Here is a 26449-nt window from a genome sequence, read left to right as displayed (position 1 = left end):
TGTCAAAGGATTCCGGCCACCTCGCCGGACATCGCAAGCCGCGGTAATCAGGGGCGCCGTTTGGCAACGCGCCGCCGCACCGCCAAAATCACAGCCAGTGCGACGAGCATGGCTGCGGGGATGTCACCGACTCTCGCATAGATCGTGGGCGGGATTGCGGTCGGCAGATTTGCGTCCAAAATGCCTTCGATGCCGAGGCCGAGGCTGGCCACCGTCCGTCCCACCGGATCGATCACGGCCGAGATGCCGGTATTGGCCGAGCGGACCAGCGGCAGTCCAAGCTCGATGGCGCGCATCCGCGCCTGCTCCAGATGCTGGTACGGACCGGTCGAAATGCCGAACCAGCCGTCATTGGTGAGGTTCACCATCCAGCCCGGGCGCTCGTCGCGCGTGCGGATCTCGTCGGGGAAGATGGCCTCGTAGCAGATCAGTGGCAATGCGGGCGGTGCGCTCGGCACCGGTAGCATGTGCCGCACCGTACCGGGAATGAAGCCGCCGCGCATGCGCGTCAGTTGCTCGAAGCCGAGCTTCTCCATGATGCCCTGGTACGGAAGATATTCGCCGAACGGCACCAGGTGCAGCTTGTCGTAGACGGCGAGCACGCTGCCGTCGTGGTCGATCACATAGATTGAATTGTAGGCCCGCGTGATCGGCGTGCCCGGTGGCTGATCGGGCGCGCGGACCGAGCCGGTGATCAGCACCGTGCCCTTGGGCAGCAGGGCTGCGATCTCAGCCATCGCGTCGGCTTCGCGGGTCAGGAAGAACGGAAAGGCAGATTCCGGCCAGATCAGGATGGTGGCCGCGCTCACGCCGCTCGATTGCGGTCCGGAGGCGCGGTCCGACAGCGCCAGATATTTCTTCATCACCGCCGCCTTGGCGGAGTAGTTGAATTTCAGGTCCTGCTGCAGGTTCGGCTGCATCAGGCGCAGCTTGGCGCCCGCAACCATCGTGGTCGGATGCAGCGACAGGCGGATCGCGCCGAAAATGCCCATGACGACCAGCAGCGCGAGCGCCGCAGCCGGCACGCGCCATGCCGGATTGCGATCGCGCGTGCGGTCGATCAGCACCGCCGGGCTTGCGAAGATCGCGACCGTGAGGAAGGTCATGCCCCACTGGCCGATCAGCGAGGCAGTCTGTGCCAGCGCCAGCGGCTCCGACAGCGCATAGCCGAACGCGTTCCAGGGAAAACCCGTGAGCGCGTGCCCGCGCAGCCATTCGCCAATGGTGAGGCTGGCGGCGAGCGCGAGAATGCGGGTGGCATCCTTGGTCCAGAGCAGGCGGGCCAGCGCGAAGCCGATCGCCGTGAAGATGGAGAGATAGGCCGGCAATCCCAGCACGGCGAACGGCGTCAGCCAGGCGAACACGTCGGCGTCGACGAAGAAGGCGTAGCCGATCCAGTAGAGGCCAGGGACGAAATAGCCGAGCCCGAACCAATAGCCGGTCAGCGCCGCGGCGGGGACGCCGCCGTAACGTCCGGCACCCGCGCCGTCGATCAGCCAGACCATCACCGGGAAGGTGATGAACAGCACCGGAAAGACGTTGAACGGCGCCAGCGCCAGCACGGAGAACGCGCCGCACGCCATCGCGAGGAACGCGCGCTTCCATCCCCAGGTCAGGACGATGGCAAGCGCAATCTGCCGGAAACGCTGGAACGCGCTCACTGCGGGCCGGTCCCGTCGGCAGGCGGCGGGGTCGGGGTGTCACTGGCCGGCGGCTGGCCGCTGTCGGGTGCGGCCTCGCGGCGGCTTCGCTCGCGCTGGGTGCGCGGTGTGGGGCGTTCTTTCCGGGTCGAGATGCGCAGCCGCTTGACGCGGCGCGGATCGGCATCGAGCACCTCGACCTCGTAATGGCCGGGACCCGAGATCACCTCGCCGCGCACCGGCAGGCGCCCGACGAAGCTGACGAGATAGCCGCCCAGCGTCTCGACTTCCTCGCCGGCCTCGCCGGTGACGAAGTCCTCGCCGATGACGGTGCGCACATCCTTCAGGCTGGCGCGGGCGTCGGCGATGAAGGCGTTGTCGGGCAGCCGCACGATCGACGGCGGCTCGTCGCTGTCATGCTCGTCGTCGATCTCGCCGACGATCTGCTCGACAATGTCCTCGAGCGAAACCAGCCCGTCGCTGCCGCCATATTCGTCGACGACGAGCGCCAGGTGAATGCGCGTCGCCTGCATCTGCGCCAAAAGGTCGATCGCGCGCATCGACGGCGGCACGTAGAGCAGCTTGCGGATGATGCGCGCATCTTGCAGCGGCATCGCGAGGTCCACGGCCTTCAGGTCGAGCCCGGCCGGCAGCGGCTTCTTGCGTTTGGTCTTGGTGGCCTCCGAGACGCGCGCCCGCGCGGTCATGAAGGCGAGCAGATCGCGGATGTGGACGATGCCGACGGGATCGTCGAGCGTCTCGTTGTAGACGACGAGGCGCGAATGGCCCGCCCTCTCGAACCGATCCATCAATTCGCCGAGCGGAATGTCGCGCTTCACAGCGATGATGTCGGCACGATGCACCATGACGTCGGCGATGCGGCGCTCGTGCAGGCCGAGGATGTTGCGCAGCATGGTGCGCTCGACCGCGGAGAAGCCGGTGTCATCGGGCGTCGATGCGTCCAGCACCACCTGGAGATCGTCACGCACCGAGCCGGCTTTCCAGCCGAACAGCGTGCGGATGGCCCGCAAAAGCCAGCCCTCCGCGGTCGGGCGCATGACCTCGCCCGGCGTCACGACGGCCGGCAGATTGGCCGTGTTGCGCGGATTGTCGTGAATAGGCTCTGAGTCCGGCATTTCAGTGCGTCCCCGCGCGGTCTGCATAGGGATCGGGGATGCCGAGATGAGCCAGGATCTCGGTCTCGAGTGCTTCCATTTCTTCCGCGTCGTCGTCGTTCTCGTGATCGTAGCCGATCAGATGCAGGAAACCATGCACCGCGAGATGACTCAAATGATGGTCGAACGGCTTGTGTTCCTCGTCCGCCTCGCGCCGCATGGTCTCAAAGGCGATCGCGATGTCGCCGAGCATGCGCGGCGCATCGCCCGGCTTCCATTCGCCCTCGGGCTGCAGCGCGGGAAACGACAGCACGTTGGTCGGCTTGTCGATGCCGCGCCAGTTGCCGTTGAGCGTGCGGATGCCGGCATCATCGGTCAGCATCACGGCCACTTCCGCGTCCGCGAGGTCTTCGTCGACGGATTCGGCGGCTGCCGCAACGGCGCGCTGGATCACGGCTTCGGCATCGGGCTCGCTTTGCCAGCAATCGGCGACGACGAGGACCTCGGTGATGGGAAGGTTGGGATGTGACATGGCTTTGTTCGGAACGATAAGGCGTTGTGTCAACGCCCGCCTGGTCCCGCTGTTGTCTCGTCAGGATTTGTTGCCGGCGGGCGGCCGCTGCGCCGAACCTTCATAGGCGGCGACGATTCGTGCCACGAGTTCGTGGCGGATCACGTCCTCGGCCTTGAAATGAACTTGCGCGATGCCTTCGACGCCATCGAGCAGGCGCGTCGCCTCGGCGAGTCCCGAGGTCTGGCCGTTCGGCAGATCGATCTGCGAGGGATCGCCCGTGACGATCATGCGGCTGTTCTCGCCAAGACGCGTGAGGAACATCTTCATCTGCATCGACGTGGTGTTCTGGGCCTCGTCGAGGATGATCGCGGCATTGGTCAGCGTGCGACCGCGCATGAAGGCGAGCGGTGCGATCTCGATCTCGCCGGTCTGCAGCGCGCGCTCGACGATGCGCGCGTCCATCAGGTCGTAGAGGGCGTCGTAGATCGGGCGCAGATACGGATCGACCTTCTCGCGGAGATCGCCGGGCAAAAAGCCGAGCCGCTCGCCGGCTTCCACCGCCGGGCGCGACAGGATGATCTTGTCGACCTCCTTGCGCTCGAACAATTGCGCGGCATGGGCGACCGCGAGCCAGGTCTTGCCGGTGCCGGCGGGGCCGATGCCGAACACGAGTTCATGGCGCTTCAGCGCGCGGATGTAGGAGTCTTGCGCCGCGGTGCGCGCGCGCACCGGGCGCTTGCGCAAATTGATGCTGTCGAAGGTCGACTTGGCTGACTTGGCGTCGAACTCGAACAGGGACCCTTGCGCGATCACGGCGCGGATTGCGCCTTCGACTTCGCCCTGGTCGACGTCCTGCCCCTTCACCGCGTGGGCATAAAGAGTCTCCAGCACGCGGCGCGCCGCGTCGCAGCCGTCGCGGGTGCCGCTGATGGTGATGTGGTTGCCCTTGGAGTCCACGACGACGCCGAGCCGGCGCTCGATCTGCGCCAGGTTCTGGCCGTAGGGGCCAACCAGCGCGGATGCGGCGCGGTTGTCGTCGAAGTCGATGACGACCTGGGTCTCGGGCGGAACTTGCATGTCGCGGTCAAATTTGCGGCTGGGAGCGATAGCAGGCGAATCCGATGCGCTTTTTGGCAAGGGTTCAGGCTCCAGTGGCGATGGATGATAAAGCGGGCTCGCGCGCATGGCGTGGCGCGGCGAGCTCGCCGAGGAAACTGTAGCGCTCGAGGCTGTCGATCCTGACCGGCAGGATTTTTCCGATGATGTCGGGCGAGGCCATCACATGCGCGGGCTGGAGGAAGGCGGTGCGGCCGACGATCTGGCCGTCCTTGCGCGCCGGGCGTTCGAACAGCACGTCGACCGTTGAGCCAATCGCAGCCTTGTTGAAGGCCGATTGCTGGCTGTCGATCAAGTTCTGGAGCCGCTCCAATCGCTGGTCCATCTCGGCGGGGGACACCGTCTCCTGCATGTCCGCGGCCGGCGTTCCCGGCCGGGCGGAGTATTTGAACGAATACGCCGCAGCGTAGCCGATTTGCGTGACAAGCGCGAGGGTCGCGAGAAAATCTTGCTCAGTCTCGCCGGGAAAGCCGACGATGAAATCTGATGAAAAAGCAATGTCTTGGCGCGCGGTGCGGAAACGATCGACGACGCGCCGATAATCATCGGCGGTATGTTTCCGGTTCATGGCGGCAAGAATCCGGTCCGAGCCCGACTGCACCGGCAAATGCACGAACGGCATCAGGGCGTCGAGATCGCGATGGGCCGCAATCAAACTGTCGTCGACGTCGCGGGGATGGCTGGTCGAATAGCGCAGCCGCGCGATGCCGGGAATCGTCGCCAGATGTTCGAGTAGCCGGCCGAGCCCCCAGGTTTTTCCGTCAGGCCCCTCGCCGTGATAGGCGTTGACATTCTGCCCGATCAGCGTGAGCTCGCGCACGCCATTGTCGGCGAGCCGCTTCACGTCGTCGACGATCTTCGCCACCGGGCGCGAGACCTCCGAGCCCCGCGTGTAGGGCACGACGCAGAACGTGCAAAACTTGTCGCAGCCTTCCTGCACCGTGACGAAAGCGGAAATGCCGCGCGCGCGGATCGCATCGGGCTTGGGCTGGGCCAGGAAGCCGAACTTGTCGGCGGCGGGAAACTCGGTCTCGATCGCGCGGCCTTCATGGCCGGCGCGCTTCAGGAGGTCGGGCAGATGATGATAGCTCTGCGGTCCGACCACGACATCGACCACGGGCGCGCGGCGCACGATCTCTTCGCCTTCGGCCTGCGCGACGCAGCCGGCCACCGCGATCTGCATGGCGCGGCCCTCGCGCGCCGCTTCGTCCTTGGCGACGCGCAGGCGGCCGAGCTCGGAATAGACCTTTTCGGAGGCCTTCTCTCTGATATGGCAGGTGTTGAGGATGACGAGGTCGGCGTCCTCGGCGCTCGCGGTCTCCACGAATCCTTCCGGAGCCAGGGTGTCCACCATGCGCTGGGCATCGTAGACGTTCATCTGGCAGCCATATGATTTGATGTGCAGCTTGCGCGGCGGCGTCATGGAACCCGGAGGTGAGGTGGAGGACGGCCCTCAAATATAGGCTGAGGGACCGAAAATCCAGCGAATGAGCCTATTTGGGTCGTCATTCCGGGGCGCGCGCCAGCGCGAACCCGGAATCTCGCGCGAAAACCTCTGGATTCCGGGTTCACGCGCGTTGCGCGTGCCCCGGAATGACGGCAATAGGCCGAAATCAGCCCGTCAGGGCGTCCGCGGCGACGCGCCGGACCAAGTCCGGCAATTCATGCATATCGCCGAAGGTCAGGTCCGCGCCGGCCTGGCGCAGGGTCTCGGCATGGCCGTCGTCGCAATGGCTGCCCCCGTAAAAGCCGAACACCTTCATCCCGGCCGCCCGCGCGCCGGCAATGCCAGCCAGGCTGTCCTCGATCACGACGCAGCGCCCGGGCGGCACGCCCATCTGGCTGGCAGCGAACAGGAACAGGTCCGGCGCCGGCTTGCCGTTCGCCACTTGGGAGGACGAGAAGATATTCGGCGCGAGGCGTTCATAGAGCCCCGTGCTCCCGAGGCTCACCTGCATGCGCGGATGCGAGCCGCTCGAGGCCACGCAGACGCGTTGCGTCACGACATCGAGCACGTCGTGGATGCCGCGGATCGCCTCGAGGTCGGCTTCGAACGCGCGGAACAGCTCGTCCTGGAGATCGCCATGATAGGCCTCGGGCAGCCTGCGGCCGAGCTCGCTTTCGATCTCGAGATTGGCCTGTTTGGTCGAACGGCCGAGGAAACGCTCGGACACCTGTGCCGAGGTGATCGGATAGCCGTGCCGCGTGAGCACATCGGCATGCGCGCGACAGGAAATCACCTCGCTGTCCACGAGCACGCCGTCGCAATCGAAGATGATGAGGTCGATGGGCACGAGACTCAAGACGTCGGCTTGTCGTCGTCGAGCGGGACGCAATAGAGCTCGAGCCTGTGATCGACCAGCTTGTAGCCGAGCTTGCGGGCGATCTCCGCCTGCAGTTTCTCGATCTCTTCCGAGGTGAACTCGATCACCTTGCCGTCGCGCAGGTTGATGAGGTGGTCGTGATGGCTGTCGCGCATCGTCTCGTAGCGCGCGCGGCCCTCGCGAAAATCGTGGCGTTCGATGATGCCGGCGTCCTCGAACAGCTTGACGGTGCGATAGACGGTCGAGATCGAGATCTTGTCGTCGACGGCGACACAGCGCCGGTACAATTCCTCGACGTCGGGGTGATCGACCGCTTCCGCAAGCACGCGCGCGATTACGCGGCGCTGCTCGGTCATGCGCATGCCGGTGGCGGCACAGCGCGCCTCGATGCCGGTCGCCTTGGATGCCGAAGAAGGTTTAAGTCCGGTCATGGTGTGTCCGCCTGCGGGGGCGCTTTCTGCCATCAATGTTACGACAAGTCACGCCGCATCAGAAGCGCGTTCAATTGTTCCCCGTTCGGCTGCTTATAGTAGCGTTCGCGGCGCCCGACCACCACGAATCCGGCCCTCTCATAGAGGCGTCGTGCGGCCTGGTTGTTCTCCTCGACCTCCAGAAAGATTGTTCGCACGCCGCGTCCCGCAAGGTGACCGAGATGGGTCATCAGCAGCGTGCGGGAGAGGCCGCGGCCGCGGTGGGCCAGGTCGATCGCGACCGAGAGGATTTCGGCTTCGTCAGCGCCGATCCGCGACACCGCAAAGCCGATGATTTTGCGCCCCACGCGCAAGCGGTGCACCAGCGTGTTGCGCTCGCTGAGCATGGCCTCGAATTCGCTCTCGCCCCAGCCATGCGCAAAGGACGCGCCGTGCAATTGCGCCAGCCGTGCCGCGTCGCGCGCTGCTGCCGGCTCGACGGCGGCCGTGCCGCCGCGCCACCAGTCCGAAAACCATCTCATCATGAGCTTGCGGCTGGAGCGAGCGGCGGCAATGCGGCCGGCTTTGCGTCGGGCGCCTTCAGATAAAACGGCCGCGCCGGCGTCGTGTCGGGATTGGCCGCGGCACCGAGCCACGCGACCCAGCCGATGTCGGGTGCGGGCTGCGCGTCGACGGACACAGGTTGTGGCGCATCCTTGGGCCAGCGCTCGGCGATGATCTTCGCGGCGTTGCCGACCAGGTGTGGCGCGCCGAATCGCGCCGCTGCGATCGCCTCATCGATGGGGGCGATGCCTGGCTGCACCAGCTGGCTGCCGTCGCCGCCGACGATCTGGAAATAGACGTGGTCATGCCGCGCATCGATCGCAGAGATCACCGGCACCGAACCGCTCCGGCCAATGATGGGGGCCGCATAGGCCGACAAGGTCGTCAGCCCAACCGCCGGCCGCTTGGCTGCAAGCGCAAGACCGCGTGCCGCCGAAATGCCGACGCGCAAGCCGGTGAAGCTGCCGGGACCGACGGTCACAGCGATGCGGTCGAGTGCAGTGAAAGCAAGGTCCGCCGATTGCATGACGCGCGCGATCATCGGCATCAGCGCCTCGGCGTGACCGCGCTTCATCAGCATCTGCTCCTGCGCAAGGAGCTCGCCGGCGTCGGTATCGAGCACTGCGGCCGCGCACGCCTCCAGCGCGGTATCGATGGCAAGGATCAGCATGAAAAAGCGAATGGCTGATGGCGAATAGCGAATAGTCTAGCCGATAACGGTTCCATTCGCCATTCGCTGCTCACCATTCGCGCACCGGTTACAAGAACCGTCATTCCGGGGCGGTCCGTAGGACCGAACCCGGAATCTCGAGATTCCGGGTCTGGTGCTAACGCACCATCCCGGAATGACGACTTCGTCGTCACATCGGCCGGACTTCAACCACGTCGGGCACGAAATGCTTGAGCAAATTCTGGATGCCGTGCTGCAGCGTCGCGGTCGAGGAGGGGCAGCCGGAGCAGGCGCCCTTCATGTTGAGATAGACGATCCCGTCCTTGAAGCCGCGGAAGGTGATGTCGCCGCCGTCATTGGCGACCGCCGGCCGCACCCGCGTCTCGATCAGGTCCTTGATCATGTCGACCGTCTCGGCATCGGATTCGTCGAAGAATTCGTCCTCGTCGTCGAGATCGATATCGCCCTGCGCTTCGCCGCCGGCGAGCAGCGGCGCGCCGGACATGTAGTGCTCCATGATGGCGCCGAGGATCGCGGGCTTGAGCTGCTGCCATTCACCGTCCGCCTTGGTGACGGTGATGAAGTCCGATCCGTAGAACACGCCGGTGACGCCGGGCACGTCGAACAGCTTTTCCGCGAGCGGCGAACGGGTTGCGGCTTCGCGGCTCGAAAATTCCATCGGGCTGCCGTCGGACACGACGCGGCCGGGGATGAACTTCAGCGTGGCGGGATTGGGGGTGGCTTCGGTTTGAATGAACATGGGTTTCTCCAGACGTCGCCGGTTCAAGGCCGGCGCGTGGCCTCTTCCCTAGCAGATGGCGACGGAGAACGCACGATCAAGACCGTTTTGCAGATAAATCAGCAAGTTAGGACCCTATTTGCCGTGCTCGCGCGCTTCTGGTTCAGTTATTCCGGGTTCGCCCTACGGGCGTCCCGGAATGATTGTGACGATAAGCAATCACCGCCGGCGGATGAAGCCGACGATGTCCTTGGAGAGCTTCATGGTCTCCTCGGCGATGGCGCGGGCCCGGTCGGAACCCTCGTTCAGGATGGTGTCGATGTGGCCGGGGTCCGCAACCAGGCGCTTCATCTCGCCGGCGATCGGTGCGAGCTTGCTGACGCACAGCTCGGCCAGCGCGTTCTTGAAGCTGGAGAACTGGCCGCCGCCGAATTCGCGGAGCACGTCGGCCTTGGAGCGGTCGGAGAGGGCGGCGAAAATGCCGACCAGATTGTCGGCCTCGGGGCGCGCTTCCAGGCCTTTCTCTTCGCTCGGCAACGGCTCCGGGTCGGTCTTCGCCTTGCGGATCTTCTGCGCGATGGTGTCGGCGTCGTCGGTCAGGTTGATGCGCGAATTGTCCGACGCATCCGACTTCGACATCTTCTTGGTGCCATCGCGCAAGCTCATCACCCGCGTCGCCGGCCCCGTGATCAAGGGTTCCGGCAGCGGGAAGAACAGGCCGTCATTCGTGCCTTGCGCGCGGATCGAGTCGCCGAAATCGTTGTTGAACTTCTGCGCGATGTCGCGCGAGAGCTCGAGATGCTGCTTCTGGTCCTCGCCGACGGGAACATGGGTGGCGCGGTAGAGCAGGATGTCGGCGGCCATCAGCACGGGATAGTCGAACAGCCCGACCGAGGCGTTCTCGCGGTCCTTGCCGGCCTTCTCCTTGAACTGGGTCATGCGGCCGAGCCAGCCCATGCGCGCGACACAGTTGAAGATCCAGGCGAGCTCGGCGTGGCCGGAGACCTGGCTCTGGTTGAACACGATGTGCTTGTTCGGATCGATGCCGGCGGCGATGAACGCCGCGGTCACCTCGCGGGTGTTGCGCGCGAGCTCGACCGGTCCGCCCCAGACGTCCAGGCCTTGCGTGATCGCGTGCATGTCGACGACGCAATAGATGCAGTTGTGGGTCTGCTGCATCTTCACGAAGTTGACGATCGCGCCGAGGTAGTTGCCGAGGTGCAGATTGCCCGTCGGCTGGACGCCTGAAAAGACCCGTTCAACGAATGGCATGGTCAGCTTCCCATAGATATTTGGCCGTCGTTTCCAACAGCGAGGCTGCCCCGTCAAGGGCAATTCGCTAAGCGGGCCGCCTCAGTGCGGCAGCCGCCTCGCGCCAGGAGGCCGCGCCGAGGATTTGCAGGAGCAGGCCGTAGACGGCGATCCCGGCCGCGATCTGAAGGCCCAGCACCAGGACGCGAACCAGGCCATGGGCCTCTGATGGCATCAGATCCCTGGTCAGCCAGAGCAGGGCACCCATGGCAGCAGCGGCAAGCACGATCCGCGGCAGCCGCTTGCGGGCGGCGACGTCAAGCGAGAAGCCGAATTCGCTAGTGCCTTTTCGCAGCAAGGAGGCTGCGCTGCTCCAGGCTCCAGCGGCGATACTTGCGGCAATGCCACTTGCGCCGAAGAAATGCCCGAGCAGCACGGCGAGGGCGATCGCGACCACAAGGCCTTTGGCCGTTGCGAGCAGCGGCGTCATCGTGTCGCCGCGGGCAAAAAAGGCCGGCGACAGCGCCTTGATCAGCACATGCGCGGGCAGGCCCAGCGCCAGCCATATCAGCGCATGCGCGGTCGCCGCGCTGTCCTCACTGCCGAAGGCGCCATGTTCGAACAGCAGCCGCACGATCGGCTCCGCCAGCACGGCAAGGCCCAGCGTGGCCGGCAGCGCGAGCCCGCTCGCCAGTTCCAGCGCGCGCGATTCGGCATGCGCCACGGCGTCGCGGTCGCAGCTAGCGATCGCGCGAGTCAATTCCGGCACCAGCACCGTACCCATGGCGACGCCGACAATGCCGAGCGGCAGCTCGATCAGGCGGTTGGCGAAATAGAGCCAGGACACGGCCGATGGGATCGCGGAGGCGATGATCGCGCCCGCCACCATCAGCCATTGCGGACCCGAGCTTGCGATCATGCCGGGAATGGCCTTGGCGAAAAACCCGCGGATCTCCTTGTCGAAGCTTGCGCGCAACGGCGTCGCCAGGCGCGCGCTTCGCTGCGAGCCCAGCATCACCAGTTGCAGCAGGCCGGCAATGCCAACGGTCGCCGCCAGCATCCATGCAGAGCGAGCGGCATCGGCATGCCACAGCAGCAGCGCGGAGATGGCGGCAATCAGCGCAATGTTGAACAGCAGCGGCGAGAACGCCGTGAGCGCAAATCGCCCCTGCGCGTTCAATAGGCCCATCAGCACCGTCACCGGGCCGGCAAAGGCGAGATAAGGCAGCATCAGCCGCGCATTCTGGACGGCGAGATCGAGCGTGGGGCTGCCGACGAAGCCGGGCGCGATGATCATGATGATCAGCGGCATCAGAAGCGCAATCCCGATCGAGATCACGATCAGGGATGCGCTGACCGTGCCAAGCACGCGCCCCGCGAAGGCCGAGGCGGCGTGTTCGCCATCGCGCTCACGGACGCGCAGCCAGGCCGGGACCAGGGCTGCATTCAGCGCCCCCTCGCTGAGCAGCCGCCGCACCACGTTGACGAGCTGGAAGGCGGCCAGAAACGCATCCGCGACAGTGCCGGTGCCGAGCAGCGCCGCGATCAGGGAATCGCGGGCAAAGCCCAGCAGGCGCGAGGCCAGTGTTCCGGTGGAGACAGTCAGGAAGGAGCGGATCATCGGAGCCGTTATAATACCGTTGCTTGCCCGCGAAGGGCCGGTCGTGATAGGCCGCGAGCCAGGTTTCAGCTCGACAGGAAGCGGATTTCCTCGGGGTTCGCAATCCGGCAAACAGGATCAAAGTGAATGGCTGACGTGAAATATGACGTTCTCGGCATCGGCAATGCGCTGTTCGACGTGCTGGTCCGGACCGATGAGGCCTTTTTGGTCAAGCACGGCATGACCAAGGGCAGCATGTCGCTGATCGACGAGGCGCGGGCCGCGGCCATCTACAATGACATGGGGCCGGCGACGGAAGTCTCGGGGGGATCTGCCGCCAACACCATTGTCGGCATTGGCAGCCTGGGCGCGCGCGCTGCCTATGTCGGCAAGGTCAAGGACGACCAGATCGGCAAGCTCTATGTCCACGACATCCGCGCCGCCGGGGTCGCGTTCAATACACCGCCCGCGAAGGACGGTCCCGCCACCGGCTGCTCCTACATCCTGGTGACGGGTGATGGCGAGCGCACCATGAACACCTATCTCGGCGCGGCGCAGGATCTGTCCCCGGCCGATATCGATCCGGCCGAGATCGCCGCTGCCAAGATTGTCTATCTCGAAGGTTATCTCTGGGATCCGCCGGGCGCCAAGGAAGCTTTCCTGAAGGCCTCCAGGATCGCTCACGAGGCCGGCCGCAAGGTGGCGCTGACCCTGTCGGATTCCTTCTGCGTCGGCCGCTACCGCGACGAGTTTCTCGAACTGATGCGGGGCGGCACCGCCGACATCGTGTTCGCCAACGAGTCGGAGCTGCACTCGCTCTACGAGACCTCCGATTTCGACACCGCGCTCAGGCAGCTGCGCAGCGACGTCAAGCTCGGCGTGGTCACCCGCAGCGAGAAGGGCTGCGTCGTGGTGACGCCGACCGATGCGGTCGCAGCACCAGCCTCGCCGATCACGCAGCTGGTCGACACCACCGGCGCCGGCGATCTGTTCGCGGCGGGCTTCCTCTACGGCCTCTCGCGCGACCTCTCGCACAAGCAATGCGGCGAGCTCGGCGCGCTTGCCGCCGCCGAAGTCATCCAGCACATCGGCGCGCGCCCGCAGGTGTCGCTGAGGGAGCTGGCCCAGCAGCGCGGGCTGACGGTTTAGCGCTCTCTCTCACCCCGTCATTGCGAGCGAAGCGAAGCAATCCAGAGACTGTCCGCCGCGGCAGAATGGATTGCTTCGCTCCGCTCGCAATGACGATGTTGAGGCAGGTCGTCGCCAACCACTCAGTCGTCATGCCCGGGCTTGTCCCGGGCATCCACGTTCTTCGTGCGACGCGGTGAGGCGTGGATGGCCGGGACAGGCCCGGCCATGACGCGTAGCGTGAGAGCCGCAGTCCCTCACGCCGCCTTTTGCCCGCTGCCCGCGTCGAGCCCGGCATAGACGCCACGCTCGAAGCCCGCGAAGGCCTGCAGGCATTTCGCATCGGCAAATGGCAGCAGCTGCATCAGGATCACGCCGGTGACATCGCGCGCCGGGTCGATCCAGAAATAGGTGTTGGCGAGGCCCGCCCAGGCGAGGCTGCCGGCGCTGCGCCCCTCCGCGGTCCTGGCGGTGTTGATCATGAAGCTGAGGCCCCACTTCTTCACCTGATCCGGATAGAGATCGACGTCGTTGGTGTAAACAGGCGCTGCCGTCGTCATCTTGGTCATGTTGAGATCGCCCATCTGGTTTTGTCCCATCATGGCGACCGTCTCTGGCTTCAGCACCTGGTTGCCGTTGCCGCGGCCCTTGTTGAGGATCATCTGCGTAAATTTGATGTAGTCGCCCGCGGTCGAATAGAGGCCGCCGCCACCCATGTGGAATTCCGGGGTCTGCTCGAGCTCGAACGGCATCGCGGCAAGCGCGCCATCCTCGCCGCGGGCATGCATGCCGACGAGGCGCTTGCGCATGTCGTCGCTGATCTTGAAGCCGGTGTCGCTCATGCCGAGCGGCGCGAACAGATTGTCGTGCAAGTAGGCATCGAGCCGCTTGCCGCTGACGGCTTCCACGGCCTTGCCGACGAAATCGATATTGGTGCCGTATTCCCAGCGCGTGCCGGGGTCGGACACCACAGGCGTCTTCAGTGCCGCGTTCTGGCAGGTGATGATTCCGGGCGTGCCTGTTTTCTCCATGTAGCGCGCGAATTCGCCGTTCCACATGTCGTAGCAGAAGCCCGCCGTGTGGGTCATGAGCTGGCGCAGCGTGATCGCGCTTTTCGCCGGTCGCAGTTTCGGCTCGCCCTTGGCATCAAAGCCGTCCAGCACTTGCGGATTGGCGAGGTCGGGCAGCACCGATCCGATCGGCGCATCGAGCGACAGCTTGCCCTGCTCGACCAGCTGCATCGCGCCCGCTGCTGTCACCGCCTTCGTCATCGAGGCGATCCAGAAGACGCTATCACCAGTCATCGCATCGGGCTTGGACAGGTCGCGCTTGCCGAACGCGCCCTGATACAGAATGTCGCTGCCGCTGGCGGCGATCGCAACAACGCCGGGAATCTCCTTGGCATCGCTTGTCTTGCGCAGAATCTCGTCGATCTGGGCTTTGCTTTGCATCAGCGTTTCCTCCGGTTTGATGATTGTTGGAAGTGGTCGGATTGTCCTCCCGCGGGTCGCGTGCGGCAAGCATGGCGATATGCATCCTGCAGTCGCGATGTCGTGATTTGACGCTCTGTGCTCCGCGCGGGAGGACTGATTTGCAACACGTCTTCACAATCTGCGGTGGATGACCGCAACTGGCCGTGACCTTGGATAGGCCCGGGCATATGTTTTCCGGTGTTTGAAACACCTGAAACATTTTGTGCGTTGCGGCGTTCAGCTCGCGGCCCGATCAGCGGCCGACGTTAAGACTTGAAGCAAATTTGGCGGCCCACCGGCCGCGAGGGGGCATCAGATGATTTCGACCTGGAGCGAATGGAAGCGCTATCCCCGTCCCGGACGGGGCGAAAATCTGGAAGCGCCGATCTCGCCTGGCATTTACGAGGTGCGCATCGCCGGATCAGGCGCGCTCTATTCGTTCGGCGCAGTCGACAATCTGGCCCAGGCATTGGCGCTGCTGCCGGTCGGCTCAAAGTCCTGGTTCGGCCGCCGCGATACCTCCGACGCGCCCGATCTCGAATACCGGACGTGTGCGACCTCCTCGAAGGCCAGCGCCAAGGCCGCGGCCGAACGCATGATCGGCCGCCGCGAGACCTATATGAGCGGCGCAGCCTGATCATCTCAGCAATGGCGGTCCCACACCTCTCCCCGTCCGGGAGAGGTGAAGAGACTGCGCTGTTACGATAACTCCAAGCAGATGTGCGTTGCAGGGCGGTGCATCGCGCGCCGTCTCTCCTTATATTCCGGGCCAATCGATGACCCCAGGAGTAACGCCATGACCCCGACCGCCGCTGCACGCGCCCAGCACGCCACCGCCAACCTGCGTGACCGGTTGAAGGACCCCTCGCTGCTGAAGCAGGCCTGCTACATCGACGGCGCCTGGGTCGGCACGCCGGTGTTCGCCGTGAACAATCCCGCAACCGGGGTCGAAATCGCAAAAGTCCCGCAGCTTGGGGCCGACGACACCACCAAGGCCGTCGAAGCCGCCCAGCGCGCATTTCCGGCCTGGGCCAAGCACACCGCCAAGCAGCGCTCCAACATTTTGCGCAAATGGTTCGAGCTGATCACCGCCAATCGCGAGGATCTCGCGCTGATCCTGACCTCCGAGCAAGGCAAGCCGCTGTCGGAAGCGCTCGGCGAGGTCGATATCGGGGCCGCCTATATCGAGTTCTTCGCGGAGGAAGCCCGCCGCGTCTATGGCGAGACCATCCCTACGCAGCGGCCCGATGCGCGGCTGCTCGCGATCAAGCAGCCGATCGGCGTCTGCGGCGCCATCACGCCCTGGAATTTCCCGAACTCCATGATCACGCGCAAGGTCTCGCCGGCGCTGGCCGCGGGCTGCACCGTGGTGCTGAAGCCCGCCAACGAGACGCCGCTGTCGGCGCTGGCGCTGGCGGTGCTCGCCGAAAAGGCCGGCATTCCCAAGGGCGTGCTCAACATCATCACCGGTGATGCGCCGCCGATCGGCAAGGTGCTGTGCGAGCATCCGGCGGTGCGCTTCGTCGGCTTCACCGGCTCGACCGCGGTCGGCAAGATTCTCTACCAGCAGGCCTCGGTCGGCGTGAAGCGGCTCGGCCTCGAGCTCGGCGGCAATGCGCCATTCGTGGTGTTCGACGATGCCGATATCGACGCGGCGGTCGAAGGTGCGATCGTCTCGAAATACCGCAACATGGGCCAGACCTGTGTCTGCGCCAACCGCCTCTATGCCCAGGACAAGATCTATGACGAGTTCGTCAAGAAGCTGTCGGCGAAGGTCGCGGCGATGAAGATCGGCGACGGCACGGAAAGCGGCGTGACGCAGGGCCCGCTCATCAACATGAAGGCGGTCGACAAGGTCGAGCGGCACATCGCGGACGCCGTCAAGCGCGGCGCCAAGGTGGTGACCGGCGGCAAGCGCAGCGAGCTCGGGCGTTCCTTCTTCGAGCCGACCGTGCTCGCCGACGTGAAGCCGGACTCGCTGGTCTCCCAGGAGGAAACCTTCGGCCCGCTCGCGCCTGTCATCCGCTTCAAGGACGAGGCCGATGTGATCGCGATGTGCAACGCCTCGCCGTTCGGTCTTGCCTCCTATTTCTACTCCCGCGACATCGGCCGCGTCTGGCGCGTTGCCGAGGCGCTGGAGTCAGGCATGGTCGGCGTCAACACCGGCCTGATCACGACAGAGGTCGCGCCGTTCGGCGGCGTCAAGGAAAGCGGCCTCGGCCGCGAAGGCTCGCATCACGGCATGGAAGAATATGTCGAGATCAAATACGTGATGATGGCGGGGGTGTAGCCCCCGACTCCTCCACGTCATTGCGAGCCACCGGGTCCGCGCGAAGCGCGGCCCGATGACAGGCTCCGCGAAGCAATCCGGAATCCCTCTGCGGATTCAGTCTGGATTGCTTCGTCGCATCGGCGCAAAAATGCTTCGCAATTTTGTCGCGCGCTCCTCGCAATGACGGAACGAGACGAAATAGCGCGGCCTAAATCTTCAGCTCTTGCCCCGTCACTCGCCGATACGCTTCCAGGTATCGCTTGCTGGTTGCATCCACCACGCTCGCGGGCAGTGGCGGCGGCGGGGCGTCGCCGTTCCAGCGGCCGGCGCGGCGCTCGGTGTCGAGATAGTCGCGCAAGGGCTGCTTGTCGAAGCTCGCTTGCGGCTGGCCGGGCTTGTAAGCATCGACCGCCCAGAAGCGCGACGAGTCCGGCGTCATGACTTCGTCGATCAGGATGATGCGGCCGTTCTTGTCGCGGCCGAACTCGAACTTGGTGTCGGCGATGATGATGCCCTGCTCGCGCGCCAGCTCCTCGCCGAGCGTATAGATCGCGCGCGTCATGCTCTCGAGCGTGTAGGCGACCTCGTCGCCGACAACTTCGCGCATCTTGGCGATGGTGATGTTCTCGTCATGGCCGGTCTCGGCCTTGGTCGCCGGACTGAAGATCGCAGGCTCCAGCTTCTCGCTCTCGACGAGGCCGGCCTTGAGCTTCTCCCCTGCCAGCGTGCCGCTCGTCGCATACTCCTTCCAGGCCGAGCCGGAGAGATAGCCGCGGATCACGCATTCGATCGGAAACACGGTGGTGCGGCGGCATAGCATGGCGCGGCCGAGGATCTCGGCGCGATGCGGCTTCAACGCCGGTACGGCTGCGACGATCTCGTCGGCATCGGCGCTGATCATGTGATGCGGCACGATGCCTTCGAGCTTTCTGAACCAGTACGCGCTGATCTGCGTGAGGACCGCGCCTTTCATCGGAATGGTCTCGGCCATCACGACGTCGAAGGCGCTGATGCGGTCGGTGGTCAGCAGCAGCAGGCGGTCGTCATCGACGGCGTAGATATCGCGCACCTTGCCGCGGCCGATCTTGGTCAGGGGCAGGTCGCTGGAGAGCATGGTGGTCATCGGCACAGCCTTCGGAAGGGATATCCGGTCGCGCCCGATGGCGCGCCCGGAAACGGGATTAGCCTATTCCGGCAGTGGAATGAACTCATGTTCCTGCGGAACTGTGGCGAAGCGGCCGGTTTTCCAGTCCTGCTTGGCCTGCTCGATCCGCTCCTTGCTGGAGGAGACGAAATTCCACCAGATGTGGCGCGGGCCTTCCAGTGCATCGCCGCCGAGAAACATCATCCGCGTGGCCTTGAGCGCCTTCACGGTGATGCGGTCGCCGGGGCGGAAGATCAACAGCCGTGGCCCCTCGTAGCGCTCATTGGCGATCTCGACCTCGCCGTCGACGACGTAGATCGCGCGCTCCTCATGATCGGGGTCGAGCGGCACGCTCGCACCCGCCGCGGCCGTGACCTCGGTGTAGAACCAGGGCGAGACCATTTTCACCGGCGAGGTGATGCCGAAGGCGGAGCCTGCGATCACGCGCGCGGTAAAGTCGCGCTCGGAGATCATCGGCAGGTCACCCGCCGCATAATGCTGGAACGAAGGATCGATCTCCTCGGAGCCTTCAGGCAGCGCGATCCAGCTTTGCAGGCCGAGCATCTTCTGGCCCGAGGCGCGTTGCGCATCCGGCGTGCGCTCGGAATGGGCGATGCCGCGCCCCGCGGTCATCAGGTTCATCGCACCCGGTGCGATCTCCTGCACGTTGCCTTCGCTGTCGCGATGCATGATGGACCCGTCGAACAAATAGGTGACGGTGGCAAGCCCGATATGCGGATGCGGCCGCACGTCCATGCCCTTGCCGGAGACGAACTGCACCGGGCCGAAATGATCGAAGAAGATGAAGGGCCCGACCATTTGCCGCTTGCCATGCGGCAGCGCCCGCCGCACCTCGAATCCGTCGCCGAGATCGCGGGTGCGCGGCACGATGACGAGATCGAGCGCGTCGCACGTTTTGGGATCGCCGAGCACGGGATCGTTATCAGGCATCCAGCTCATGACGGGCTCCTTTTCTTGGCGGCAGGATTGTAGCAGGATTTCACATCGCCGTCGCGACAAAGCCGGAACCAGACGTCACAGATACAATAGCGCCGTACTCCGCTGTCGTGCGCGACGACGAGTTGCCGTAGGGTGGGCAAAGGCGCGTCAGCGCCGTGCCCACGTTCCTCCTCTAATCGAGAAGAAGCCGTGGGCACGCTTCCGTCTTCGCTCTTCGAGCTACGCCGGACAAGTCGCTTTGCCCACCCTACGATTTGTAAAACTGGGCGATGACGGTCGACGTGCGGATCGTCCTTGAAAAAAGCGCCGCAACGAACGATGTTCGACCGACCGCAACCGCGATCGATCGCATGATCCGATGACCCTTGCCACCCTCGACCTCGCCTTTCGCGCGGCCAGCGTCGCGCTGCTGCTGATGCTGGCGGCGTCGCTGTTACATGATTATCGCAATGTGCTGGCTGCACGCCTTGGCGCGGCCTTCGTGCTGGGCTCGGTCGCACATGCGGTGAGCTATTCGCTGGATGTCACGTCGCGGGTCCCGCTCTGGCATGCGCCGCTGATCGCAATATCGACCGCCACCATCGTGGTGTTCTGGCTGTTCACGCGCGCCCTGTTCGACGACGAGTTCCGCCTGCGCTGGTGGCATGGTTTGATCTGGGCGGCGGTCGCGGCCTACAGCTTCGCGGGCTGCGTCTGGATTGCACCCGGCGGCCATGTGCGGTTCTCGGTCACGGTGGTCAATCTGATCGTGCTCGGCTTCATCGCCCTTGCGGTCGGGCAGATGATCGCCTCCTGGCCGGCCGACCTGGTCGAGCGCCGCCGCAGCGCTCGCGTCTTCATCGTCTGCGCCATCGCGCTCTATGGCGGGCTGAACGCGGTGCTCCAGATCGCCGCTGCCGGCTACCATGTCGGCGCCGTCGCCGAAACCATCAGCGCTGGCGCGCTCACCTTGACCGTCGCGGCGATCGTCTATGCCATGATGCGCGTTGACGGGGCGGATCTGTTTCCGGCCGCCGTGGCGCCCGCAATCCCTGTTGCTTCCAGTCAGCCAGCGGCCGACGCCGCCGATCAAAAGCTCATCGACGCCCTGATGCGGCTGATGGCGGACGAGCGGATCTATCGCCAGGAGAACATCACCATCGGCGTGCTGGCGGGCCGGCTGAAGACTCCGGAATACCGGTTGCGCCGACTGATCAACCAGCGGCTCGGTTATCGCAACTTCAATGTGTTCCTGAACAGCCATCGCATCGAGGAGGCCAAGGCCGCGCTGGCCGATCCCACCCAGGTCGAGGTTCCCGTCATCACCATCGCGATGGACGCCGGCTTCCAGTCCCTCGGCCCGTTCAACCGCGCCTTCAAGGCGGTGACCGGCGTGACGCCGACCGAGTACCGCCGTCTCAAGGCCGACGCGGCCTAGATCTCAGACCCTTGAAATCACTTAAGGATTCCGAAATCAATCAGCCCCGATCAGTTTCGACGAGGCCGATTTCCAAATCCGGCGAGCGCCTATCGCCCACCCCCGGCTTGCTCTCCTGCAGTCCCCCCAAGCCGGAGAAAGCCCGTGACCCGTCGCCGCAAGATCATCCTCCTTACCACCACGATTGCCTGTGGCGCCCTCGCGCTCGGCGCGGCGCGGGCCCGCGACGTGCCGAAGGTTGCCACCGGCTTCATCGCCCACACGCTCTGCTCGGACGTTTTCGTCTCCGGCCTCGATGGCAGGCGCGACCTCGCTGACACCACCGATGCGATGCCCGGTGCGGGTCTTCTGACCTGGGCGATGGATCTTCAGGTCGATCGTGCGCGCAAGGATGTTACGGTGTCCCTGTTCGGCATCGGCCGCAGCCACGCCGTCTATCGCGAGGGGCTCGGTTGCACGCTGGAGCACGGGCAGGGGATCACCGCTGTCGCATTGCCGTCCGACGACCGGCAGCCCGCCTTGCTGCCCGAGATCGCCGGCCCGGGACTTGTAGTCCCGCAAAGCGAGGGCCTGGCAGCGGCGCTCGGCCGCGCCTTTGCCGAGCCCGCGCAGCCGCCTTATCGCCGCACCCGCGCGATCGTCGTCATGAAGGCCGGCCGCGTCATTGCCGAGCGCTACGCCGACGGGATCGGGCCGCAGACGCAGCTGCTGGGCTTCTCCATGACGAAGTCGGTGACCTCGGCGCTGACGGGCATCCTGGTGCGCCAGGGCAAGCTGAAGCTCGACGGGCCCGCGCCCGTCGCTGCCTGGCAAAATCCTGACGATCCGCGCCATGCCATCACCGTCGATCAATTGCTGCGTCACACCGCCGGCATCGCACTCGGAAGCTCGTTGGAGGCCAAGCTTGGCTCGGTACTCGAACCGGTCAACACGATGAAATATGCCGAGGACGATATGGCTGATTTTGCCGAGCGCGCGCCGCTCGCGGCCGCGCCGGGCACTTCGTGGAATTATCACGACGGCAACTTCCTCATCCTCGCGCAGTTGATCCGCAACGCCGCCGGCGGCAAGCCCACTGACGCGCTCGCCTTGGCGCGCCGCGAATTGTTCGCGCCGCTCGGCATGCACGACGTCACGCTGCAGCTCGACGCTTCAGGCACGATCGAGGGCTCCGGCGAGATGATGGCGTCCGCGCGCGACTGGGCCCGGTTCGGCCAGCTTTATCTCGACGACGGCGTCGTCGGCGGCAAGCGCATCCTGCCGGAGGGCTGGGTGAATTATTCGGTGTCCGCCACGCCGAACGCCTGGGTCGGCATCGGCGCGGGGTTCTGGACCAACCAGGGCAACAGTTTTGGCGCAAGATTTCGCGTCGATCACGGCTGGCCGCGCGATGCCTTCTTCGCCAAGGGCACGATCGGGCAGTACACGATCGTGATCCCCTCGGAGAAGCTCGTGATCGTGCGAATGGGCCGCTCGCCGAACTTTCCGCCGCAAGCCGACGGCGTATTCGATCTCGTCCGCGATGTCGTGGCTGTCACGCGCGAGAATGGGAAGCTGGCGGGCGTGAACTAGGCGGCTACTGCCGTCCCAGTTCCGTCGCTGTCGCGACGCGGTCGAACCGCTCCAGCGTCATGATCGCGTCGGCGAATTTGTCGGCCCGTGCCTTCAGCACGGGCCGTGCCAGCGTCAGAAACTTCTGCTGCATCGCCTGCGCATCAGGGAATGAGTTCGGCTCGCCTGAGGGATCGGCGTAGAGCCGCTCGTGCACGCCGTCTTCAGTGGTGATGCTGACGCGTGCGCCAAAAGGATGGGTGCGACCAACCTCTAACCGGTCGTCCTGCACGACCTCGAACTTGTCGGCGAGCGCGTCGATGGCGGCATCGCCCAGCCTGGCGTAATCGTCCCAGCCGAACGAGCCCTGGTCGAGCGCGAGCGCGCCGGTGAAGAACATCGAGAACTGGCCGCCGACAACAGAGGTCGGATGCCGCTTGGTGGCGGCGTCACCAGTCAGCGTGATGCCGTTGCGATGCAGGCCGATCTGGACGTGCTTGACCTGGTCCGGCGTCAGATTGTGCTCGCGCCGCATCGCGATCAGCGCGTCGATCGCGGCATGGGTGTAGCGGCAGCTCGGATAAGGCTTCACGCCGATCTTCATGGTCTCGTAGGTCTTGCCGAGCTCGGCGACCGCCTTGTCGGGATGCGCGTCGTCGGTGTAGCCGGCGAGCAGGCCGTGCTTGCCTTCGACCGATTCCGTCGCGCCGACGAAATCATTGCGCGCCAAGGTCGCTGCGATCACGCCGTTCATCGCGGCGGCGCCGACCTGGTAGCGCTTGTTCCAGGCGCCATTGACAAGGAATTGCAGCGAGCCCGCAGCCTGGCTGCCGGCGACGCCGAACGCGGCGATGATTTGTTGCTCGGACAGCCCGAACAGTTTCGCCGCCGCAGCTGCCGCGCCGTAGGTGCCCGCCGTCGCGGTCGGGTGGAAGCCGCGCGCATAATGCGAGGTCGGGTCGAGCGCGTTGCCGAGCCGGCAGCACACCTCATAGCCCGCGACGATCGCCGTCAGCACATCGCGGCCGGAAGCGCCGACCATCTCGCCGACGGCGAAAGCGGCCGGAACCACCGGTGCGCTCGGATGCAGCGAGGAATCCGCATGCGTATCGTCGAAATCGAGGGAATGGCCGAGCGCCCCGTTGAGCAGCGCCGCCACGGCCGGGGTCCAGGTCTTGGAATCGCCGAACACGGTGGCCTCGCCCCTGGCATCGAGCGACAGCGCTTCCAGCGTCTTCAGCAGCGACGGGGTGGATTCGGCCTCGCGCCGCGCCCGGATCGCGCTGCCCAGAAAGTCCAGCGTCAGCACCTTGGCGCGATCCAGCACCTCCGCCGGGATATCGGCGAATTTCAGCCTGGCGACATAGGCAGCGAGCGTTGCGGTTTCGTGGGCCATCGTGTTTCCTCGTTTTGGCCGGCAAGTTAGGCGGGCTGATTGGGCCTTTCAAGCAGCCTTGGGGCTGCGGGCATCAGCTATGCTTTTGGTTGGCGCGAGCGGATGGCGCAGGGGCGTTTGACGATGATGTCAGCAAGACAGCTGTTCGACCGGGTCTGGTCGCGCAGGACGCAATTGGGGCTGGCGGTCCGGGTCACCGTTGCGGCCGCCGGGGCCTATGCGCTCGCCACCGCGCTGCATCTCATGCTGCCGCTCTGGGCGGTGCTGACGTCGATCATCGTGACCCAGATGAGCGTCGGCCGCTCGCTGAAGGCGACGCGCGACTACATGCTCGGCACGATCGGCGGCGCCATCTATGGCGGCGCGATCGCCATCCTGATTCCCTATTCCAGTGAACTCGGCCTGCTGGGCTTGCTGGTGCTGGCCGTGGCGCCGCTTTCCTTTCTCGCCGCGATCTATCCGAATCTCAGCTCCGCGACCGTGACGGCGGTGATCGTGCTGGTGCTGCCGTCGATGCATCATGCCGATCCCATGGCCTCGGCGATCGACCGCGTCTGCGAGGTTGCGGTCGGGGCGGTGACGGGCCTCCTGGTCTCCTTCCTGGTGCTGCCCTCGCGCGCGGTGCGCCAGATTCGCCCCAGCGCAGCGAAACTGCTCGATCTGATCGCGGAGGCCTTCGGCGAATTGCTCGCGGGCCTGACCCGCGGCCGCGACAATGATGCGCTGCATCGGATCCAGGACGGCATCGGCACCGCCATGGTGGGCATGAACACCATCGGCGCTGAGGCCGAGCGCGAGCGTTCGGCGCGGCTGTCGAGCGGCCCCGATACCGGTCCCCTGCTGCGCACGATCCTGCGGCTGCGCCACGACGCCGTCATGATCGGCCGCGCCACCGTGGTGCCGCTGCCGGCCGAGGTGCAGGTCAGGCTCGCAGGTCCCCTGGCAGAGGTGAGCGCGGCGATCCTGCGCTTCCTCAAATCGGCGGCCGAAGCCCTGCGCGAAGGCAGCGGCGCGCCGCCGATCCATCCCGTGCACGTCGCGCTTCAGCATTATTCCGAGGCGGTGGCGGCCGTGCGCCAGGATGGATTGATCCGCGGCCACACCAGCGACACCGCCGAGCGCTTCTTCGCGCTCGGCTTCTCGCTGGAGCAGATGCACCAGAATCTCTGCGACCTCGACCGCGTCGTCGGCGAATGGTCGGAGGCGGCGGCGGATGGGCCGGTGAAGGTCGCGGAGTGAGCTAGCGACAGCAAAGGAGCAGCGTCATCGCGCGGGCTCCACGATGCTCCCCATCATGCTGCGGGCGACGAGCTTGTGGAACGGCGTGATGAGCGTGAGATAAGTCCGCCCGAGCAAATTGTTGGTTTTCACCAGCGTGGTCACGGTAACGTGGCGAAGCGTCGCTTCGCCGGCGACATCGACCACGATACGGAAATCGAGATGATAGTCGTTGAAGCCGGCGATCAGCCGCTCCGGTGTCTCGCTCACCACGGGAAACAGGCCGATCAGGCCGCCGGGCGCGTAGGCGCCTTCACCCGATTTTTTCAGGCCGAAGGGGGTCACCAGGATGTTGCGCAAGCGCGTCAGCATATCGATCCAGCGCGGCCCGTGCAGCACCATTCTTGTGCAGGCCTCGCGGGCGCTCAATTGCGTCGTGCCGACCTCCGCGCGAAACGCATCGATGAACTGCGCGCCTGCCAGCACCGCGCCGGCATCGACATCGGGGGTGATTTCGCGAACGGATCCTGTCATCCCGCCAGTTTGCGCGTCAGCATCCGGAATCGCAAGACCAGGAGTCCGGCATAAACGAATGATCCGATCGACAGCCCGGTCCAGACCCCGACCGCGCCGAGATCAGCGTGGAAGGCGAGCATCCAGGCGATCGGAAAGCCGACGCACCAATAGCCAATCGCTGCGAACGCCAGCGTCATCCTGGTGTCATTGATGCCGCGCAGGGCGCCGCCCATGATGGTCTGGAGCGCATCGGCGATGAAGAAGGTGGCGCCGACCAGCAGCAGTGTCGCGGTCAGCTCGATCGTCGGCGCGCTGGCCGCGTCGCTGCCGAAGAACAGCCGCCCCAGCTCGTAGCGGCCAAGGATGATGCCGACAGTCAGGGCCGCCACGAACGCAATGCCGAGCACCGCCGCGACGAGCCCCGCGCGCCGAACGCCGGCCGGATCGTCACGGCCAAAGGCGTGGCCGACCCGCACGGTCGCGGCCATGCCGATGCCGAGCGGAACCATGAACAGCACCGCGGTGACCTGCAGCGCGATCTGGTGCGCGGCAAGCGCCGTGGTCGAGATCAGGCCCATCAACAGCGCGGCCGAAGAGAACAGGCCGTATTCCAGCAGCAGCGAGAACGAGATCGGCGCGCCGATCGCGATCAGCTGGCGCGTCAGAGGCCAGTCGATTCGCCAGAGGCGCGTGAGCGGATGATAGTCGGCGAACGGCTTGCGCCATCCAGCGATGGCAAGCGCGGCGATGAAGGTGCCGAGATTGATCAGCGTGGTCGCAAGCCCCGCCCCGAACAGACCGAGCTCCGGCATCCCGAACAGGCCATGGATCAGGCAATAGACCAGCGCGAAATTCGCGGGGATCGCCGCGAGCGTGATCCACAGCGGCGCCTGCGGCCGGTTCACCGCGCTCATCATGCTGCGGATCGCGATGAAGCCGAGCGCGGGCGCGATGCCCCAGGCAAGGCCATTCAGATAGCGCTGCGCCAGCGCGGCCGAGTGCGGCGCCTGTCCGAGCGCGATCAGGATGTGCTCGCCATACAGCGGCGAGGCCATCATCGGCAGCGAGATCAGCAGTGCGACCCACAGGCCGACGCGCAAGGAGAGGCGGATGCGCCTGATGTCGCCGGCGCCGAACGCCTGGGCTGCCAGCGGCGATACCGCGGCCATCAGGCCGAGCCCGAACGTGAAGCTGACGAAATAGACGGTGTGCGCAAGTGCCGCAGCCGCGACCGCATCCTCACCGAGCCGCCCGATCAAGGCGAGGTCGCTGGTGATCATCGCAATCTGCCCGAGCTGCGTCAGCATCATCGGCACGGCCAGCCGCAACGTCTCGGCGAATTCCTGCGCGAGATGGCCTTGCACGCCTGTTTGCGGCGGCTGTTGTGGCTGGACGCTGTCGAGCATGGCGGCTGCGATAGCACGGCCGCACG

At 65.4% G+C, this 26449-nt stretch carries 24 protein-coding genes; 6 read left to right on the top strand and 18 right to left on the bottom strand.

Features of this window, described 5'->3' with window-relative positions:
• Positions 1-47: 47 nt before the first annotated feature.
• The 12 genes from lnt to murJ form a co-directional block, all read right to left on the bottom strand.
• The gene (lnt, locus tag ACNJX9_RS00160) at positions 48-1661 is read right to left on the bottom strand and encodes an apolipoprotein N-acyltransferase (protein ID WP_439407469.1); all 1614 of its coding nucleotides are present in this window, start codon (positions 1659-1661) and stop codon (positions 48-50) included.
• The gene (locus tag ACNJX9_RS00155; protein ID WP_057746948.1) at positions 1658-2776 is read right to left on the bottom strand and encodes a hemolysin family protein; all 1119 of its coding nucleotides are present in this window, start codon (positions 2774-2776) and stop codon (positions 1658-1660) included. The genes lnt and ACNJX9_RS00155 overlap by 4 nt, the downstream gene beginning before the upstream one ends.
• A 1-nt stretch (position 2777) precedes the next feature.
• Positions 2778-3287: an rRNA maturation RNase YbeY gene (ybeY, locus tag ACNJX9_RS00150; protein WP_439407468.1), complete on the bottom strand. Its 510-nt coding sequence runs from the start codon at positions 3285-3287 to the stop codon at positions 2778-2780.
• A gap of 60 nt (positions 3288-3347) precedes the next feature.
• Complete coding sequence (locus ACNJX9_RS00145) at positions 3348-4346, bottom strand: PhoH family protein (RefSeq protein ID WP_057746945.1); 999 nt, start codon at positions 4344-4346, stop codon at positions 3348-3350.
• 64 nt (positions 4347-4410) lie between these two features.
• Positions 4411-5808 carry a tRNA (N6-isopentenyl adenosine(37)-C2)-methylthiotransferase MiaB gene (miaB, locus tag ACNJX9_RS00140; RefSeq protein WP_439407467.1) on the bottom strand — a complete coding sequence of 466 codons (1398 nt, stop codon included), beginning with the start codon at positions 5806-5808 and terminating at the stop codon, positions 4411-4413.
• A gap of 190 nt (positions 5809-5998) precedes the next feature.
• Positions 5999-6679, bottom strand: coding sequence for an HAD family hydrolase (locus ACNJX9_RS00135; RefSeq protein WP_439410228.1), 681 nt, complete (start codon positions 6677-6679; stop codon positions 5999-6001).
• A 5-nt stretch (positions 6680-6684) separates the two neighbouring features.
• Positions 6685-7140: a Fur family transcriptional regulator gene (locus ACNJX9_RS00130; RefSeq protein WP_057746941.1), complete on the bottom strand. Its 456-nt coding sequence runs from the start codon at positions 7138-7140 to the stop codon at positions 6685-6687.
• A 38-nt stretch (positions 7141-7178) separates the two neighbouring features.
• On the bottom strand, positions 7179-7664 hold the full coding sequence (rimI, locus tag ACNJX9_RS00125; protein ID WP_439407466.1) for a ribosomal protein S18-alanine N-acetyltransferase: 486 nt from the start codon (positions 7662-7664) through the stop codon (positions 7179-7181).
• Positions 7661-8353, bottom strand: a complete 693-nt coding sequence (gene tsaB / locus ACNJX9_RS00120; protein ID WP_439407465.1) for a tRNA (adenosine(37)-N6)-threonylcarbamoyltransferase complex dimerization subunit type 1 TsaB — start codon at positions 8351-8353, stop codon at positions 7661-7663. The genes rimI and tsaB overlap by 4 nt, the downstream gene beginning before the upstream one ends.
• A 190-nt stretch (positions 8354-8543) precedes the next feature.
• Positions 8544-9113, bottom strand: coding sequence for a NifU family protein (locus ACNJX9_RS00115; RefSeq protein WP_057746935.1), 570 nt, complete (start codon positions 9111-9113; stop codon positions 8544-8546).
• Between the two features lie 198 nt (positions 9114-9311).
• Positions 9312-10364, bottom strand: coding sequence for a tryptophan--tRNA ligase (trpS, locus tag ACNJX9_RS00110; RefSeq protein WP_057746933.1), 1053 nt, complete (start codon positions 10362-10364; stop codon positions 9312-9314).
• A gap of 67 nt (positions 10365-10431) precedes the next feature.
• A complete protein-coding gene (gene murJ, locus ACNJX9_RS00105) occupies positions 10432-11964 on the bottom strand; it encodes a murein biosynthesis integral membrane protein MurJ (RefSeq protein WP_439407464.1) in 1533 nt (510 codons plus the stop codon).
• A 126-nt stretch (positions 11965-12090) separates the two neighbouring features.
• On the opposite strand from murJ, the gene ACNJX9_RS00100 reads away from it, so the two are divergent.
• Positions 12091-13092 (top strand): adenosine kinase, encoded by a 1002-nt coding sequence (locus tag ACNJX9_RS00100; RefSeq protein ID WP_057746929.1) that lies wholly within the window; start codon positions 12091-12093, stop codon positions 13090-13092.
• A 236-nt stretch (positions 13093-13328) separates the two neighbouring features.
• Here ACNJX9_RS00100 and ACNJX9_RS00095 read toward each other — a convergent pair whose 3' ends face one another.
• On the bottom strand, positions 13329-14522 hold the full coding sequence (locus ACNJX9_RS00095; RefSeq protein WP_057746927.1) for a serine hydrolase domain-containing protein: 1194 nt from the start codon (positions 14520-14522) through the stop codon (positions 13329-13331).
• Between the two features lie 337 nt (positions 14523-14859).
• Between ACNJX9_RS00095 and ACNJX9_RS00090 the strand changes: the two genes are divergently transcribed.
• Positions 14860-15180: a hypothetical protein gene (locus tag ACNJX9_RS00090; protein WP_057746926.1), complete on the top strand. Its 321-nt coding sequence runs from the start codon at positions 14860-14862 to the stop codon at positions 15178-15180.
• A gap of 159 nt (positions 15181-15339) precedes the next feature.
• Positions 15340-16833 carry an NAD-dependent succinate-semialdehyde dehydrogenase gene (locus ACNJX9_RS00085; RefSeq protein ID WP_439407463.1) on the top strand — a complete coding sequence of 498 codons (1494 nt, stop codon included), beginning with the start codon at positions 15340-15342 and terminating at the stop codon, positions 16831-16833.
• A 190-nt stretch (positions 16834-17023) separates the two neighbouring features.
• On the opposite strand, the gene ACNJX9_RS00080 is transcribed toward ACNJX9_RS00085, so the two are convergent.
• Together ACNJX9_RS00080 and ACNJX9_RS00075 are read right to left on the bottom strand one after the other, a co-directional pair.
• On the bottom strand, positions 17024-17938 hold the full coding sequence (locus ACNJX9_RS00080) for a phosphoribosylaminoimidazolesuccinocarboxamide synthase (protein WP_057746922.1): 915 nt from the start codon (positions 17936-17938) through the stop codon (positions 17024-17026).
• 63 nt (positions 17939-18001) lie between these two features.
• Positions 18002-18919, bottom strand: a complete 918-nt coding sequence (locus tag ACNJX9_RS00075) for a pirin family protein (RefSeq protein ID WP_057746920.1) — start codon at positions 18917-18919, stop codon at positions 18002-18004.
• Positions 18920-19277: 358 nt separating this feature from the next.
• On the opposite strand from ACNJX9_RS00075, the gene ACNJX9_RS00070 reads away from it, so the two are divergent.
• Entirely contained in the window at positions 19278-20336 is a 1059-nt protein-coding gene (locus ACNJX9_RS00070) for a helix-turn-helix domain-containing protein (protein ID WP_439407462.1), read from the top strand.
• A gap of 144 nt (positions 20337-20480) precedes the next feature.
• The gene (locus ACNJX9_RS00065) at positions 20481-21908 is read left to right on the top strand and encodes a serine hydrolase domain-containing protein (protein ID WP_439407461.1); all 1428 of its coding nucleotides are present in this window, start codon (positions 20481-20483) and stop codon (positions 21906-21908) included.
• Between the two features lie 4 nt (positions 21909-21912).
• Here the strand turns inward: ACNJX9_RS00065 and ACNJX9_RS00060 are convergent, their stop codons facing one another.
• The gene (locus ACNJX9_RS00060; RefSeq protein WP_439407460.1) at positions 21913-23283 is read right to left on the bottom strand and encodes an MmgE/PrpD family protein; all 1371 of its coding nucleotides are present in this window, start codon (positions 23281-23283) and stop codon (positions 21913-21915) included.
• 123 nt (positions 23284-23406) lie between these two features.
• On the opposite strand from ACNJX9_RS00060, the gene ACNJX9_RS00055 reads away from it, so the two are divergent.
• A complete protein-coding gene (locus tag ACNJX9_RS00055) occupies positions 23407-24522 on the top strand; it encodes an FUSC family protein (RefSeq protein ID WP_439407459.1) in 1116 nt (371 codons plus the stop codon).
• 24 nt (positions 24523-24546) lie between these two features.
• Here ACNJX9_RS00055 and ACNJX9_RS00050 read toward each other — a convergent pair whose 3' ends face one another.
• Together ACNJX9_RS00050 and ACNJX9_RS00045 are read right to left on the bottom strand one after the other, a co-directional pair.
• On the bottom strand, positions 24547-25035 hold the full coding sequence (locus ACNJX9_RS00050; RefSeq protein WP_057746912.1) for a DUF2867 domain-containing protein: 489 nt from the start codon (positions 25033-25035) through the stop codon (positions 24547-24549).
• Positions 25032-26423, bottom strand: coding sequence for an MATE family efflux transporter (locus ACNJX9_RS00045; protein WP_439407458.1), 1392 nt, complete (start codon positions 26421-26423; stop codon positions 25032-25034). The genes ACNJX9_RS00050 and ACNJX9_RS00045 overlap by 4 nt, the downstream gene beginning before the upstream one ends.
• Between the last annotated feature and the right edge of the window lie 26 nt (positions 26424-26449).

The sequence above is a fragment of the Bradyrhizobium sp. BLXBL-03 genome (assembly GCF_051853015.1).
GTDB lineage: Bacteria > Pseudomonadota > Alphaproteobacteria > Rhizobiales > Xanthobacteraceae > Bradyrhizobium > Bradyrhizobium manausense.
This window is presented reverse-complemented; position numbering and strand designations above follow the sequence as displayed.